The organism is Alkalihalobacillus sp. BA299 (assembly GCF_017745675.1).
Classification (GTDB): Bacteria; Bacillota; Bacilli; order Bacillales; family Bacillaceae_F; genus Alkalihalobacterium.
This window is the reverse complement of sequence record NZ_JAFLJM010000004.1, coordinates 221287-235933: the sequence shown is the minus strand read 5'-3', so window position 1 is coordinate 235933 and position 14647 is coordinate 221287. Positions and strand designations below refer to the sequence as shown.

Genomic DNA, 14647 nt, shown 5'->3' with positions numbered 1-14647 from the left:
ATGAGTATAAAACCAATTGAGATGCAAGGTTCTTTTCCACGCTCACAAGGTGTAGGAAAAATTCAAGAACAACTACAACAGCGAGCCCAAGTTGGGCAAGATATAATTAGTACACAGTATAAAAGAGATGAAGACCAAAAGAGAAAGCAAGTCAATAAGTCTAATGAATCGGATCTTAATAAGCTAGAACCTGATAAAGAAAAGGAAAAAGACCAGAAACACCAGGACCAAAACAGAAAAAATAAACATGATAAAAAACAAGACATAAGCGAGCACCCATATAAGGGGAAATTTATAGACTTTTCAGGCTAAGGGAGTACATGTATGATTCAATTTTTACTAACTACTAGTCTCGTATTACACTTACTTACTTTTTTGTGGATCATTACTTTACTCCAAAAAGTAAATAATCAACAAACAAGTCCAATAAATGAAGAAAAACTTAAACGTGATATAGAAGATTTGTTAGTTGCCTATACGACAGAAATGAAGGAAGAGAATGAATTTTTGCTCGAGCAAATTAAAAAGTATCAACAAACAAGTACTGCAACAAAAAATGGCGATGAAAAAGAAAACGGGCAACAGAAAACGATCTTAAAAACGGCTACAGTGAAGAGTAAAAAAGAACATAAGGGACGGGTTCAGGCTCAACCTAAAGAAAAGGTCAAATACGAAGAGTATCAGCCACCAGAGATTGAAGGAGAAAAACCAGATTTGTATGAACAGTCTAATACAGCAAAAGTCCTTTTATTATCAAAACAAGGCTTATCGTCTGAAGAAATCGCAAAAAAATTAAACCTTGGTAAAGGCGAAGTAGAGTTAATGATAAAATTTTATCATTAAAATATTCTAGGTAGCTTGCTATTACTTGCTCGTTGTGGTATATTAATCCACGGTGTTAATCACACACGCATTCTAATTTAAGTAGGGGTGCTGAATATATTTCAGTCTTACTTAAAGATGAGGATTGCGGAGGAAAACAAAAACCATTGAAGGAGGTGTTTGATGTGGCAGTAATTTCAATGAAACAATTACTAGAGGCAGGGGTACACTTCGGTCACCAAACTCGTCGTTGGAACCCAAAAATGTCTCGCTACATCTTCACAGAACGTAACGGAATTTACATCATCGATTTACAAAAGACTGTTAAAAAGGTTGAGGAAGCTTACAATTTCGTAAGAGACTTAGCAGCAGACGGAGGTAAAGTATTGTTTGTTGGTACTAAGAAACAAGCTCAAGATTCTGTTAAAGAAGAAGCTGAGCGTTGTGGAATGTACTACATCAACCAACGTTGGTTAGGTGGTACACTAACAAACTTCACTACAATCCAAAAACGTGTTGGACGTTTAAAAGAGCTTGAAAGAATGCAAGAAGATGGAACGTTTGAAGTACTTCCTAAGAAAGAAGTAATTCTTCTTAAGAAGGAAATGGAACGTCTTGAAAAGTTCTTAGGTGGAATTAAAGATATGAAAGCTGTACCAGATGCTTTATTCATTATTGATCCGCGAAAAGAGCGTATTGCTATTGCTGAAGCTCATAAATTAAACATCCCAGTTGTTGCTATTGTAGATACAAACTGTGATCCAGATGAGATTGACTATGTAATTCCTGGTAACGATGATGCGATTCGTGCCGTAAAACTTCTTACTGGTAAAATGGCTGATGCAATTATCGAAGCTACTTCAGCTACTGGTAATGAGAGTCAAGATTCTGAGCAAGTTGAAGTAGAAGAAACTGTTTAATTTCATTTGCTCTTCAAAAGGGTGGTAAAGGGGTTTGCCCTTTATCACCTTTTTTTCAAAAAGACTAGTAATTAAATAATGGGTTACTTTTCTTTAAAATGGACATGCATATAAGATGACTATTTCAAAATGATCAACATGAACATGAATATTGATTGATACTTTGAATGATCATTAAATATGCAAAAATATTACATACAACCATAAGGAGGAATTGATGATGGCAATTACTGCTAGCATGGTAAAAGAATTACGTGAAAAAACAGGTGCAGGGATGATGGACTGCAAAAAAGCATTAGTGGAAACTGATGGGGATATGGAAAAAGCAATTGATTTCCTTCGTGAAAAAGGGATTGCTAAGGCTGCTAAAAAAGCTGATCGTATTGCTGCAGAAGGTTTAGCATATGTTGCGAATGAAGGAAATAAAGCGGTAATCGTTGAAATTAACTCTGAAACAGACTTCGTTGCCAAAAATGAAAACTTCAAAAGTTTAGTTGAAGAATTAGCAAAACAAATTTTAACTAATAACCCAGCAAGTGTTGAAGAAGCACTTGCTCAAACAATGAACGGTGAAACGGTTGAAGCTTACATTAATAGCCAAATTGCTAAAATTGGGGAGAAAATCTCACTTCGTCGCTTTGAAATTGTAGAAAAAGCTGACTCAGCAGTATTCGGTTCTTATTTACATATGGGAGGACGCATCGGAGTTCTTACAGTTCTTGATGGAACGACTGACGAAGATTTAGCAAAAGACATTGCAATGCATATTGCTGCGATTAAGCCAATCTACGTTTCGCGTGATGAGGTTCCAGCTGAAGAAGTAAACCGTGAGCGCGAAGTATTAAAGCAACAAGCACTTAACGAAGGAAAACCAGAAAACATCGTTGAAAAAATGGTAGAAGGCCGTTTAAGTAAATATTTTGAAGATGTATGTTTACTTGACCAACCATTTGTTAAAGATAGTGACCATAAAGTTGGTAAGTATGTAGCGAACAAAGGTGCATCTGTTCAAACATTCATTCGCTATGAAGTAGGCGAAGGTATGGAGAAGCGTGAAGACAACTTCGCAGATGAAGTTATGTCTCAAGTTAAGAAATAATTTAAGCTAGGGTAGGGAGCACACTGTGTTCCCTATTTTTCAAAGTGCATAAATTGATACAAATGTAGTCGATGTACCTATTTGTCGCTAATGGAGGTAAACATGAGCAAATATAAACGCGTAGTCCTAAAACTAAGTGGCGAAGCATTAGCTGGGGATTTAGGATATGGGATTGACCCAGCAGTCATTCAATCAATTGCAAGTCAAGTTAGAGATATCGTTGAATTAGATGTTGAAGTTGCTGTAGTTGTAGGTGGAGGAAATATTTGGCGTGGTATGGCAGGGAGTGCAAAAGGAATGGACCGTGCAACTGCTGACTACATGGGAATGTTAGCAACGGTAATGAATTCTCTTGCGCTTCAAGATAGTCTAGAAAACATTGGAGTACAAACACGTGTACAAACATCCATCGAGATGAGACAAGTGGCAGAACCGTATATTCGTAGGAAAGCGATACGTCATCTAGAAAAAAAACGTGTAGTTATTTTTGCTGCAGGAACAGGTAATCCATATTTTTCTACAGATACTACTGCTGCTTTAAGAGCTGCTGAAATCGAAGCAGAAGTCATTCTAATGGCGAAAAATAAAGTCGATGGTGTATATAGTGCTGATCCAGCTGTGGATGCATCAGCTAAGAAATATCAATCAATTACTTATCTTGATCTCCTTAAAGAAGGTTTGACTGTAATGGATTCAACAGCATCTTCTTTATGTATGGATAATGATATTCCACTCATTGTTTTCTCAATTATGGAAGAAGGAAATATAAAACGAGCTGTTCTAGGTGAAGCAATAGGAACAGTAGTAAGGGGGAGTTAATATGTCAAAAGAACTTATGCAAGACGCACAAGGACGAATGAAAAAGGCATTAGATGCTTTAAACCGTGAATTAGCGACTTTACGAGCAGGGCGTGCAAATCCGAGTTTACTTGAAAAAGTAACAGTAGAATATTACGGTGCTCCTACACCACTCAATCAGTTAGCTACGATTTCTGTACCAGAAGCAAGGATGTTAGTTATCCAACCATTCGATAAAACCGTAATCGGTGATATTGAAAAAGCAATATTAAAATCTGATTTAGGCCTTACTCCTTCAAATGATGGAACGATCATTCGTATTACTATACCTGCGTTAACTGAAGAGCGTCGTAAAGATCTAGTTAAACTTGTAAAGAAATACGCGGAAGAAGGAAAAGTAGCTGTTCGTAATATCCGTCGAGATATTAATGATGATTTGAAAAAGCTACAAAAAGATGGGGAGCTAACAGAAGATGACCTTCGTCGTTCAACAGATGAAGTGCAAAAGCTCACTGATAAACACATCGCAGATATCGATCAAATTGCTACAAATAAAGAAAAAGAAATCATGGAAGTATAAGTCATTTCACGGTACAATAGAATAATGTAAATAGACCCTCTTGATACAGGGGGTTTTTTTACACTGTTCTATTGAAAAAGTAGACATATTCCTTGAAATTTGTATTATAGCTAATCCATATGGCAAAAATGGATGATGTTGTTTTGGAGGGCTAGAAATGCTTGAGAAATTTAAAAAGTGGAGATCATCTAACGAAATGGATAGACCCTCACTTGAAGTGGATTTAGAAAATATTCCAAATCATGTTGCTATCATAATGGATGGTAATGGACGATGGGCTAAAAATAAAGGTCTACCACGTGTAGCTGGCCATCGTGAAGGGATGAAAGTCGTTAATCGGATTGTAAGTCGAGCGAATGCTCTTGGTGTAAAGGTTTTAACTTTATATGCGTTTTCAACAGAAAACTGGAAAAGACCGAAGCCAGAAGTTGAGTTTTTAATGAAATTACCGGAGCGGTATTTAAGTCATGAACTTCCTAAGTTAAAAAAAGAAAATGTAAAAGTTAGGTTGATGGGGTGTCCTGATGAATTACCTCCACACACACTTCGTGCTGTAGAAACTGCGATTGATGAAACAAAGGATAATACAGGACTCATATTAAATTTTGCATTGAATTATGGGAGTAGAACTGAAATCGTCAAGGCAGTCCGTTCGTTAGCAACTGAAGTTGAACAAGGGGCATTATCAGCCGAGCAAATAACAGAAGAACAACTCGGAAAACACTTGATGACAAGTGATTTAAAGGATCCTGATTTATTAATCCGAACGAGTGGTGAACTACGTTTAAGTAACTTTATGCTTTGGCAGTTAGCATATAGTGAATTTTGGTTTACTGATGTTCTTTGGCCAGATTTTACAGAAGAGCATTTCGAGGAGGCTATACGTGTCTTTCAAAAAAGAGGCCGTAGGTACGGTGGCGTATAGAAAGGAGGAAGGAAATTGAAACAACGAATTATTACTGCGGTCATTGCTGCATCCATTTTTATCCCATTAACTGTGATGGGGGGATTGCCGTTTACTTTGACGATCATTTTTGTTGCGTCGGTTGCAATGATCGAACTATTAAAAATGAAAAAAATTCCTCCTTTCTCATTTATAGGCCTCGCAAGTTTAATCCTTATGTGGATTTTACTTGTCCCTACTAGCTGGCTAGACTTAACGATCCTTTCCCACGTGACAAAAGTTGAAACTTTTGTATTTATGATATTAATATTATTGATGACTACAGTCATAACAAAAAACAAATTTACTTTTGACGAGGTAGGATTTATTATTCTTTCTTCGGTTTATGTCGGGTTTGGATTTCACTATTTGATAATGACTCGTTTAGGTGCTGAAAATGGACTAGCTCTTGTTTTTTTCGTTTTGTTTATCATTTGGTCGACTGATTCAGGAGCATATTTTGTCGGTCGGAAATTAGGTCAACGAAAATTATGGCCGGATATTAGTCCAAAGAAAACGATTGAAGGGTCTTTAGGTGGAATTATATGTGCATTTGTTGTTGGTTTTGCCTTTCAACTCATATTCCCGATCTTTGACTCGTATATTATTTTAGGGCTTGTCGTTTTGGTTGCTTCTATATTTGGACAGATGGGCGACTTAGTCGAATCGGCATTGAAGCGCCATTATGCTGTTAAGGATTCTGGAAACGTATTACCAGGTCACGGTGGAATATTAGATCGATTTGATAGTCTTATTTATGTTATGCCAATTCTACATCTGTTACAATTAATATAAAATGTGTTTTGTAGTAAAGGGTGAAGTTGTTGAAGAAAATTAGTTTATTAGGTGCTACTGGTTCTATTGGCACACAGACATTGGATATTATTAGTCAACATCCTGACCGCTTTGAACTTGTTGCCATGTCTATTGGTAAAAATGTTGAGTTGGGAATGGAGTTTGTTCATCAATTTAAACCGAAGCTCTTATCTGTGCAATCGAAAGAAACTTTTGCACGAATTAAACATGATGTCCCGAGTGAAGTGAAGCTGTGCTATGGTGATGATGGTTTAATTGAAGTAGCTACATTTGCTGATGCAGATATTCTTGTAAATGCAGTTATAGGTAGTATTGGATTAGGACCGACATTGGCAGCAATTGAAGCTAAAAAAACAATAGCCATTGCGAATAAGGAGACATTAGTAACTGCGGGCCATATCGTGACACTTAAGGCGAGACAAAATGGTGTTTCTTTATTACCAGTTGACAGTGAGCATTCAGCTATTTTCCAATGCCTTCAAGGTGGAGATCTTAAAAAGATTAATAAATTGCTTGTTACAGCATCAGGAGGTAGCTTTAGGGATAAAGGACGAGATGAACTAGTTGATGTATCTGTAGAAGCTGCTTTAAATCACCCCAATTGGTCAATGGGTGCAAAGATAACCATTGACTCAGCAACGATGATGAATAAAGGGTTGGAGGTAATTGAAGCGCATTGGCTTTTTGGTATGCCGTATGATCAAATTGAAGTTCTTTTACATAAGGAAAGTATTATTCATTCTATGGTTGAGTATATTGATGGTAGTGTCATAGCACAATTAGGAACACCAGATATGAGGGTTCCTATACAATATGCACTAAGCTATCCAGATAGGCTTGATTTCAAGAAACAAGAGCGGTTAAACTTATGGGAAGTCGGTAAGCTTCACTTTGATAAACCTGATCTAGAACGGTATCGCTGTTTAAAATTTGCCTACGATGCTGGGAGAATGGGTGGAACGATGCCAACGGTTCTTAATGCTGCAAATGAAGTTGCAGTAGCTGCATTTCTTGAAAAGAAAATTATGTTTCTACAAATTGAAGAATATATTGAACAAGCACTAGAAAATCACCAAACGGTAAATGAACCTTCGTTAGAAACTATTATTGAAGTGGATCAACAGACTAGAAGGTTTGTTCACTCACTCATGTCATAAAGGTGGGGTAACGTTCATGAATACTTTAATCTCCATAATTATCATCTTCGGTTTACTTGTGTTTATCCATGAATGGGGTCATTTATATTTTGCAAAACGTGCAGGGATATTATGCCGTGAGTTTGCTATTGGATTTGGTCCTAAATTATTTTCATTTAAAAAAGATGAGACCCTATATACAATAAGGTTATTACCATTAGGCGGGTTCGTCCGTATGGCGGGTGAAGACCCGGAGTTAATCCAAATTAAACCAGGGTATGAAATTGGCTTAGTATTTAACAGAAGAAATAAAGTTGCAGAGATTATTGTAAATAATAAATCGAAGCATCCCGAAGCAAAAATTGTTACTGTTGAGCGTGCCGATTTAGAAAAAAATCTTTTTATTGAAGCCTATGATGATGGGGAACTTGTTTCGTATGCAGTTGATGAAAAAGCCAACTTAATCTATGACGAAGAGCCTACACAAATCGCACCGCTTGACCGGCAGTTTGGGTCAAAAACAATTCCTCAGCGAGCACTGGCAATTTTTGCAGGTCCATTAATGAACTTTGTGTTGGCCTTTATAATTTTAACAGTTTTCGCTTTAATGGCAGGGATGCCTGTTGACGAGTCTAGAATTGGAATGGTTTCTCCTGATGGGGCAGCTGCTAAAGCCGAGCTTGTTGAAAATGATCGGATAGTATCAATAAACGGTCAACCTCTTGAAACATGGGAAGACCTAACATCAATTATCCAGAAACATCCTAATCAAGACTTAGTCTTTGAGGTTGAACGCAACGGTCAAACGTTTGAAGCTGTGGTTACACCACAAGAGAGACCTGGCCCAACTGGGGAGCCAGAAGGGTTTATTGGGGTTGGCCAATCCACAACATTTACAGTTCTTGGTTCGATAAAATATGGTCTAACAGAAACGTACGTCTTTGCTAAACTCATTTTTGAAGCTCTAGGCATGTTAGTTACTGGACAGTTTTCATTGGACCAGCTTGCAGGGCCTGTAGGAATTTATAATTATACTGGCCAAGCAGCCGAAATGGGAATATTGGTTCTTATGAAATGGGCAGCAATTTTAAGTGTGAACCTCGGTATTATTAATTTGCTTCCACTTCCTGCTCTAGATGGTGGTCGTCTAATGTTTATTGGGGTAGAAGCCGTCCGTGGAAAGCCAATTGATCCTCAAAAAGAAGGATTAGTCCACTTCATAGGATTTGCATTACTTATGCTGCTCATGTTAGTGGTTACCTGGAATGATATAAATAAATTCTTCTTATAAAATGGTGATTAAATAGAGAATAACTTTTTGAATATCATCTATAAGTGTTGAAGGAAGGGACAAACAAATGAAACAAAGCTCATACTTCATCCCAACGATGCGCGATGTACCTGCTGACGCTGAGATTGCTAGTCATAAGCTAATGCTCCGTGCAGGTATGATCCGTCAAACTGCATCAGGGATTTATAGTTATTTACCGTTAGGCAAACGAGTGTTAAAGAAAGTAGAAGAAATTATTCGGGAAGAAATGGATGCTTCAGGAGCCATTGAAGTATTAATGCCAGCCATTCAACCTGCAGAACTGTGGGAGGAATCAGGCCGATTAGGCGATTATGGCCCTGAACTAATGCGCTTAAAAGATCGACATGAACGAGATTTCGTCCTTGGGGCTACTCATGAAGAGGTGATTACGAGTTTAGTTCGTGATGACATTAAATCATATAAAAAACTGCCATTAAACTTATATCAAATTCAAACGAAATATCGTGATGAGCGTAGACCACGTTTTGGAGTACTAAGGTCTAGAGAGTTTATCATGAAGGACGCCTATTCATTTGATACGTCAAAAGAAGGTTTAAATGTAAGCTACCAAAAAATGTATAATGCATATACACGGATATTTGAGCGATGTGGTCTTGAGTTTCGTGCTGTTGAAGCTGATAGTGGGGCTATTGGAGGTACAGATACGCACGAATTTATGGTGTTAACAGAAGTAGGTGAAGATACAATTGCTTACTCTGATCAATCCGAATTTGCAGCAAATATTGAAATTGCACCTGTTCATGTGGAATACTCTAAAAGTGATGAAGCACAAAATAATGTCGAGAAAGTAGAAACACCTAATGTTAGGACGATTGAAGAGTTAGAAAGCTTTTTTAAACAATCAGCAGATCGAATGATAAAAGCCGTACTTTTTGTAGTTAATGAAGAACCAGTACTCGTTCTTGTACGTGGTGATCATGAAGTTAATGAAATTAAAGTGAAAAACCTTTTTGAAAAAGGGGATGTTGAATTAGCAGCGCCTGAACAAGCGAAGCAATTTTTAGGCTGTGAAACAGGTTATATTGGGCCGATTGGCTTACCTTCCAATGTAAAAGTTGTGGCTGATGCTGCTATTCAATATGTTGTCAATGGAATTTGTGGAGCAAATGAACCAGGCTTCCACTATCAAAATGTCAATGCTGAGCGAGATTTTACTGTAATGACATATACAGATCTCAGGCTTATTCAAGAAGGAGACCCATCCCCAGATGGAAAGGGGACTATTCAATTTGCAAAAGGGATTGAAGTAGGGCATGTCTTTAAACTAGGAACAAAATATAGTAAAGCACTAGGTGCAAACTTCCTTGACGATCAAGGAAAGACACAACCGATGATCATGGGTTGTTATGGAATCGGGGTTTCACGAACAGTCGCTGCGATTGTCGAACAAAGTAATGATGAAAACGGTCTCGTTTGGCCGACAACAGTATCTCCTTTTGATATTCATCTCATTGCTATTAATGTAAAAGATGAAGCACAGTTAAACTTGGCGGACAAGCTCTATGATGAATTAAGAAAAACCCGTTATGATGTTTTATATGATGAGCGTCCTGAAAGAGCTGGAGTAAAATTCAAAGACGCAGATCTTATTGGATTACCTATTCGAATTGGTGTAGGTAAAAAAGCTGGAGAAGGTATAGTAGAAATAAAGGTGCGAAAAACTGGGGAAATGTTTGAAGTTTCTGTAGACGAACTAGATGAAAAATTACAAGAGCTAATGCACACGCTCTAATAATTTCAAACCAATTAGCTGAGGCTGACTCATAAGTGTTTACACGTTGTATTTTTTCTTCGTGAGATAGCACTTTGCTTTTGAGTTAGCCTCATTAGCTTTTACGTATAAAAGAGGAGTAGGAGGAGACGTATGAGTAACCAAGACGAGCAGACACGTAAAGAACGATTTCAGTTACTCCTTCAGCAATTATTAATACCTAAAGAACTCGTACAACAATATTTTCAAAATGGACAAATCTTAAAATTATCGATTCATAAGGAAATAAAAGCTTGGCACTTTCACTTTCACTTAGATACCATTTTACCTGCCAATGTTTATGTTGCATTCTCTGAAAGGCTTGTACAGACATTTCAACACATTGCAAAGATTACATTTTCCCTACAATACAACCAAGCGCATATTAATGAAGCAATGATGGTAGATTATTGGAAAGTAATCATTGCACAACTGAAATCTGTTTCGAATGGATTTATTCCATTATTAGAAAAGCAAACTCCTAAAATAAATAATCGTCAATTGGTCATACAAGCGAGAAATGAGGCAGAAAAAGAAGCATTACTTCGAAAATTAACAGAACCGCTCAAAGAAGCTTGTGAATCACTTGGCTTACCTCCTTTTCAATTAGAAGCTGAGGTCAAAGAATCTGTTGAAGAAATGAATAAATTTATGGAAGAACGAGCGAAAGAAGATCATTCAAAAGTGATCGAAGCGATGCTAGAAAAGAAAAAGATGGAAAAAGAAGCGGGAACTAAAACCGCTCAGTCTTCACTTGTTATTGGCTATCAAATAAAAGATGAGCCAAGGGCGATTAGTGAAATTGTCGATGAAGAGAGAAAAATTGCTGTACAAGGATATGTCTTTGATACAGACCTGCGTGAGTTGCGTTCAGGACGAACTCTTCTTACATTTAAAATAACAGATTACACCGATTCGATTATCGTTAAGATCTTTTCTCGTGATAAAGAAGACGTACCGTTATTACAAGGAATTAAAAAAGGAATGTGGTTAAAGGTTCAAGGTATGGTACAAAACGATACTTTCGTTCGTGATTTAGTAATGATAGCCAAGGATATCAATCAAGTGAAGCCGATTGAACGTCATGACACATGTCCTGAAGATGAAAAAAGAGTTGAATTACATTTGCATACGACAATGAGTCAAATGGACGGAATGGTTAGTGCAGGAAGATATGTCGAGCAAGCCGCGAAATGGGGTCATAAAGCGATTGCCATTACAGATCACGCGGTTGTTCAATCATTCCCAGAAGCATACTCTGCAAGTAAAAAGCATGGCGTCAAAGTATTATATGGCTTAGAAGCCAATGTGGTCGATGACGGTGTACCGATTGCTTATAATGAGGCAAACCGTCTATTACTTGAAGACACGTACGTCGTCTTTGACGTGGAGACGACCGGTTTATCTGCTGTATATAATACGATCATAGAATTAGCTGCTGTTAAGGTGAAAAATGGTGAAATTATTGACCGATTCGAGTCTTTCGCAGATCCACACGAACCATTAACACAAACGATTATTGATTTAACCGGAATAACAGATGATATGGTGAAAGGTGCTCCAGAGGTAGACGATGTTCTGGGTGATTTTCATGCGTTTGTAGGGGATGCGATATTAGTTGCTCACAATGCAAGTTTTGACATGGGGTTTCTTAATGTAGGTTACCGAAAAATTGGTTTAGGCGATGCACCGAATCCGGTTATTGATACACTTGAGTTAGCTCGCTTTTTATATCCAGAGATGAAAAACCACCGCTTAAATACACTTTGTAAAAAGTTTGATATTGAATTAGTTAGCCATCACCGGGCAATTTATGATGCAGAAGCAACAGGGTTTTTAATGTGGAAAATGGTAAAAGACGCGGTTGAAAAAGGGATCGAGTCACATGATCAACTGAACCAAAATATGGGTAAAGGTGAGTTTTTCAGACAAAGGCCGTTTCATTGCATTATCCTTGCGCAAAGCCAAGAAGGTTTGAAAAATTTATATGAGCTTGTTTCGATTTCACACGTAAATTATTTTTTCCGTACACCTCGTATACCTAGGTCTGAATTACAAAAACGACGAAAAGGGCTTTTAATTGGGGCCTCTGGTTGTGACATGGGAGAAGTTTTTGAAGCGATGATGCAAAAGTCGCCTGATGAAGTGGAGGAAATCGCTAAGTTCTATGATTATTTCGAAATTCAACCACCATCGAACTTCCCACAACTTCTTGAACGGGAAATTGTAAAAAGTGAGGCACATCTTGAACTAATTATTCGAAATATCGTTAAATTAGGTGAAAAATTAGAGAAGCCTGTCGTTGCAACAGGAAATGTTCACTATCTTGATGAAAATGATGCGATCTATCGAAAAATCTTAATCGGTTCGCAGGGTGGTGCTAATCCATTAAATAGAAATTCATTACCTGTCGTTCATTTTCGAACTACGAATGAAATGTTAGAATGCTTTGCTTTCTTAGGTGACGATAAAGCGAAACAAGTTGTCGTAACTAATCCGAATCATATTGCCGACAGAATTGATGCAATTCAGCCGATACCAGACGATCTTTATACACCGAATATTGAAGGTGCTGATGAAGAAGTTCGACAAATGAGTTACAACCGGGCAAGAAGCATTTACGGTGAAGACCTTCCAGAAATCGTTGAAGCAAGACTGGAAAAAGAGCTAAAAAGTATTATTGGACATGGGTTTGCCGTTATTTATTTAATTTCTCATAAACTCGTTAAAAAATCGTTAATTGATGGATATTTAGTAGGTTCGAGGGGTTCAGTAGGATCATCATTAGTGGCAACGATGACGGAGATTACAGAAGTAAACCCACTACCTCCTCACTATGTTTGTCCAAACTGCCACCATTCACATTTTTTTAATGATGGATCAGTCGGTTCAGGTTATGACTTACCTGATAAGGATTGTCCAGAGTGTGGTACAAAGTACGTGAAAGACGGACAAGATATCCCATTTGAAACGTTTCTTGGTTTTAAAGGAGATAAGGTTCCCGATATTGATTTGAACTTTTCAGGTGAATATCAACCACGGGCACATAACTATACGAAAGTATTATTTGGTGAGGATAATGTTTATCGAGCAGGTACGATTGGAACCGTAGCTGAAAAAACGGCTTATGGCTATGTTAAAGGTTATCAAAGTGATAACAATTTACAAATTCGTTCAGCAGAAATTGACCGATTAGTTTCAGGCTGTACAGGTGTAAAACGGACGACAGGACAGCACCCAGGTGGGATTATTGTTGTTCCTGATTATATGAATATTCATGATTTTTGTCCGATCCAATTTCCTGCTGATGATAAAACCTCAGAATGGAAAACGACACATTTTGACTTTCACTCTATTCATGATAATTTGTTAAAGTTAGATATACTAGGACACGATGATCCGACGGTGATCAGAATGTTACAAGATTTAAGTGGGATCGACCCTAAAACGATACCGACAGATGACACTGAAGTAATGAAAATATTTTCAGGGCCTGAAGTTTTAGGCGTAACGGAAGATCAAATTATGTGTAAGACGGGAACTCTGGGTATTCCGGAATTTGGAACTCGGTTTGTTAGACAGATGCTTGAAGAAACAAAACCAAGTACGTTCTCAGAACTTGTCCAAATTTCAGGATTATCTCACGGAACCGATGTATGGTTAAATAATGCCAATGAGCTAATTTACAGTGGGACGTGTGAATTAAAAGATGTAATTGGTTGTCGTGATGATATTATGGTGTATTTAATCTATGCTGGATTAGAGCCTTCACTAGCCTTTAAAATTATGGAGTCTGTTCGTAAAGGTAAAGGGCTTCAAGAAGAATGGATTGAAGAAATGAAAAAGAATAATGTACCTGATTGGTATATTGGCTCTTGCTTAAAAATAAAGTACATGTTCCCGAAAGCCCATGCTGCAGCGTATGTATTAATGGCTGTTCGAATTGCTTATTTCAAAGTGCATTTTCCACTTCTGTATTATGCAGCATATTTTACAGTTAGAGCCGATGACTTTGATCTTGACACGATGATTAAAGGATCAACGAGTATACGAGCAAAAATTGAAGAAATTAATGCTAAAGGGTTAGATGCTTCACCTAAAGAGAAGAGTTTATTAACCGTCTTAGAATTATCGCTTGAAATGTGTGAACGAGGTTTCTCATTCCAAAAGGTTGATTTATACCGCTCAAGTGCAACTGAATTTATTATTGATGGAAATACTCTTTTACCACCATTTAATGCACTTAACGGTGTTGGAACGAATGCAGCGATAAACATTGTTCGCGCAAGGGAAGAAAGAGAGTTTCTATCGATCGAAGACTTACAACAACGAAGTAAATCAACGAAAACAGTAATTGAACATTTACAGGATCATGGCTGTCTCGAAGGATTACCCGAGTCGAACCAGCTATCTTTATTCTAGCGTTGGAACAATGCACGTCTGTTGCAAT

12 protein-coding genes are annotated in these 14647 nt (G+C 37.5%); all 12 read left to right on the top strand.

Annotated elements, in window-relative coordinates; translation table 11 throughout:
• The 12 genes from J0N78_RS07235 to J0N78_RS07180 all read left to right on the top strand — a co-directional run bounded on the left by J0N78_RS07235 (position 1) and on the right by J0N78_RS07180 (position 14619).
• Positions 1–312: a hypothetical protein gene (locus J0N78_RS07235; protein ID WP_209122361.1), complete on the top strand. Its 312-nt coding sequence runs from the start codon at positions 1–3 to the stop codon at positions 310–312.
• Positions 313–324: 12 nt separating this feature from the next.
• Positions 325–843 (top strand): DUF6115 domain-containing protein, encoded by a 519-nt coding sequence (locus J0N78_RS07230; protein ID WP_209122360.1) that lies wholly within the window; start codon positions 325–327, stop codon positions 841–843.
• Positions 844–1007: 164 nt separating this feature from the next.
• On the top strand, positions 1008–1742 hold the full coding sequence (gene rpsB, locus J0N78_RS07225) for a 30S ribosomal protein S2 (protein ID WP_209122359.1): 735 nt from the start codon (positions 1008–1010) through the stop codon (positions 1740–1742).
• Positions 1743–1962: 220 nt separating this feature from the next.
• Entirely contained in the window at positions 1963–2841 is an 879-nt protein-coding gene (gene tsf, locus J0N78_RS07220; RefSeq protein ID WP_209122358.1) for a translation elongation factor Ts, read from the top strand.
• A gap of 102 nt (positions 2842–2943) precedes the next feature.
• Positions 2944–3660, top strand: coding sequence for a UMP kinase (pyrH, locus tag J0N78_RS07215; protein WP_247747172.1), 717 nt, complete (start codon positions 2944–2946; stop codon positions 3658–3660).
• A 1-nt stretch (position 3661) separates the two neighbouring features.
• Positions 3662–4219 carry a ribosome recycling factor gene (frr, locus tag J0N78_RS07210; RefSeq protein ID WP_209122357.1) on the top strand — a complete coding sequence of 186 codons (558 nt, stop codon included), beginning with the start codon at positions 3662–3664 and terminating at the stop codon, positions 4217–4219.
• Positions 4220–4376: 157 nt separating this feature from the next.
• On the top strand, positions 4377–5144 hold the full coding sequence (locus tag J0N78_RS07205) for an undecaprenyl pyrophosphate synthase (protein ID WP_209122356.1): 768 nt from the start codon (positions 4377–4379) through the stop codon (positions 5142–5144).
• A 15-nt stretch (positions 5145–5159) separates the two neighbouring features.
• Positions 5160–5957: a phosphatidate cytidylyltransferase gene (locus J0N78_RS07200; protein WP_209122355.1), complete on the top strand. Its 798-nt coding sequence runs from the start codon at positions 5160–5162 to the stop codon at positions 5955–5957.
• A gap of 29 nt (positions 5958–5986) precedes the next feature.
• The gene (locus J0N78_RS07195; RefSeq protein ID WP_209122354.1) at positions 5987–7135 is read left to right on the top strand and encodes a 1-deoxy-D-xylulose-5-phosphate reductoisomerase; all 1149 of its coding nucleotides are present in this window, start codon (positions 5987–5989) and stop codon (positions 7133–7135) included.
• Positions 7136–7151: 16 nt separating this feature from the next.
• A complete protein-coding gene (gene rseP, locus J0N78_RS07190; RefSeq protein ID WP_209122353.1) occupies positions 7152–8405 on the top strand; it encodes an RIP metalloprotease RseP in 1254 nt (417 codons plus the stop codon).
• A 67-nt stretch (positions 8406–8472) separates the two neighbouring features.
• Positions 8473–10179 carry a proline--tRNA ligase gene (locus J0N78_RS07185; protein ID WP_209122352.1) on the top strand — a complete coding sequence of 569 codons (1707 nt, stop codon included), beginning with the start codon at positions 8473–8475 and terminating at the stop codon, positions 10177–10179.
• 132 nt (positions 10180–10311) lie between these two features.
• Positions 10312–14619 carry a PolC-type DNA polymerase III gene (locus J0N78_RS07180; RefSeq protein ID WP_209122351.1) on the top strand — a complete coding sequence of 1436 codons (4308 nt, stop codon included), beginning with the start codon at positions 10312–10314 and terminating at the stop codon, positions 14617–14619.
• Positions 14620–14647 lie beyond the last annotated feature (28 nt).